The 2,055-nt window shown below is 59.4% G+C and carries 3 protein-coding genes; all 3 read left to right on the forward strand.

The genetic code is table 11. The features are described from left to right. The first annotated feature begins 115 nt into the window (after nucleotides 1–115). Nucleotides 116–859, forward strand: a complete 744-nt coding sequence (locus V6C07_RS06885; RefSeq protein WP_333535611.1) for an ABC transporter substrate-binding protein — start codon at nucleotides 116–118, stop codon at nucleotides 857–859. 90 nt (nucleotides 860–949) lie between these two features. Further along, on the forward strand, nucleotides 950–1,642 hold the full coding sequence (locus tag V6C07_RS06890; RefSeq protein WP_333535613.1) for an amino acid ABC transporter permease: 693 nt from the start codon (nucleotides 950–952) through the stop codon (nucleotides 1,640–1,642). Nucleotides 1,643–1,645: 3 nt separating this feature from the next. Further along, nucleotides 1,646–2,055, forward strand: a 410-nt coding sequence (locus V6C07_RS06895; protein ID WP_333535615.1) for an ATP-binding cassette domain-containing protein, incomplete at its 3' end; no start/stop codon positions are given.

Below are 2,055 nucleotides of genomic sequence, written 5' to 3' on the forward strand. Positions count from 1 at the left end.
GTGCTCCCGCGGCCTGCGCCCAGGGTGCGCGCATCCATTCTCAGCGGCTGCCGCCGTCTTGTTCTGCGGCTCTGCCGTACAAAGGCCACTGCTATTTCCGAGGGGGAAAACGAGCATGAAAAAACTTCTTGTCTGCGCCCTGCTGGCCGCCGTCATGGCCGCCGTGCCCGCTTTTGCCAAAAAAAGCTATGTGAACGGCATTGACCCCAACTATCCGCCTTTCGCCTATATGGACGAAAAAACCGGCCAGCCCGCCGGCTTTGACGTGGATTCTCTCAACTGGATAGCCAAGACCATGGGCTTTGAGATCACGCACAAACCCATGGCCTGGGACGGCATCATTCCCGCCCTTGTCGCCAAGCAGATAGACATGGTGGACTCCGGCATGAGCATCACGCCCGAGCGCGCCAGAGTCGTGGATTTTTCCGAACCGTACTGGACGGTTTCGCGCGTGTTTGTCGTACCCGCCGACTCCACGCTGACCCCGCAGGACGTGCTGACCAAAAAGGTCAAGCTCGGCGTGCAGCGCGGCACGTCTGAAGCCAATGCCATCAAGCAGGAACAGCAGGAAAAGGGCTATCCTTTTGAACTGCGCTTCTACGAGTCCGCCCCCCTGGCTGTGGAAGACCTGCTCAACGGCCGCATTGAAGTGGCCCTTATGGACGAACTGCCCGCCGATGACGCCATTGCCAAGGGCCGCGCCGTTAAAAAGGCCGGAACCCACGGCGAGCCGGACAAGTTCGGCGTAGCCATGCGCAAGGGCGACAAAGACCTGCACAAGCTCATCAATGAGGGCTACAAAAAGCTCATGGCCGATCCGTACTGGCAGGAACTGCAGAAAAAGTATCTGAACAAGTAAGCAACGCGAAAGCGCTGAACGGCAGGCGCGGATCGCCGGTTATTCCGGCGGTCCGCGCTGTTATGCCCAACCTACGGCAAAATCCCTCATATGGACTCACTTTCAGTAGTTTACCACGCCCTGCCGTCCATGCTGACCGGCTGCATAGTCACGGTGGGCAACGTGACCGTATCTCTTGCCATGGGGCTTGTGCTCGGCGTTCCTATGGCCGTGGCCCAGGTTTACGGCGGCCCCTGGCTGCGCCGCATGGTGGCGCTGTATGTGTGGTTTTTCCGTGGCGTACCCATTCTTGTGCTGCTTTTTCTGTGTTACGGGCTTTTCATCAGCCTCGGCCTGCCGGCAGACCCGTTTCTCATATGCTGCCTGGTGCTTGGCTGCACCAGCACGGCCTACCAGTCGCAAATATTTCGGGGAGCTATCGAAAGCCTGCCGCAGGGACAGCTTAACGCGGCGCGCGCCCTGGGCATGGGCGAAAGCACCGGCATTTGCAGCATCATACTGCCCCAGGCCATGCGCCTGTCCATTCCCGGCTGGGCCAACGAATTTTCCATTCTGCTCAAAGACTCGGCCATCTGCTATGTTCTCGGCACACAGGATATCATGGCAAGAACGTCTTTTGTGGCCGCGCGCACGCACGAACATCTGGCCCTTTACGCGGCGGCGGGCTGCATTTATTTTCTGCTGACACTGGCGGTGCTGAAGCTTCTGCGTCGCCTGGAAAAAAGAGTTCATGTGCCGGGATATTCCACGGGCATGGGCATGGAAGGCACGGGTGCGGGATAAGCCATGAATGTGGACGAACAAGCGATTCTGCGGGTTGAGGGCATCTCAAAGATGCTGGGCGGCAAGCCCATTCTGGACAATTGCAGCCTCTCGGTGCGCCGGGGCGAGCTCAAGGTGCTCATCGGGCCTTCAGGCGCGGGAAAAAGCACCCTGCTGCAAAGCATCAACTGCCTTATCCCCCCGGACAAGGGCGAGATCTACCTTGAAGGGCAGCGGCTCGACCGCGCAAGCAAGTCCGCCCTGTGCGCCTTCCGCGCTCAAGTGGGCATGATTTTTCAGGATTTCAACCTGTTTGACCATCTTACGGCCGAAGAAAACGTGGCAATCGCCCTGCGCAAGGTGCGCGGCATGAACCACAAAGACGCCAAGGCCCGCGCCCATGAAGAACTGGCGCGCGTTGGCCTGGCCCGCCG

This window comes from Desulfovibrio sp. 1214_IL3152, assembly GCF_036763055.1.
In the GTDB taxonomy this organism is placed as follows: Bacteria; Desulfobacterota; Desulfovibrionia; order Desulfovibrionales; family Desulfovibrionaceae; genus Desulfovibrio.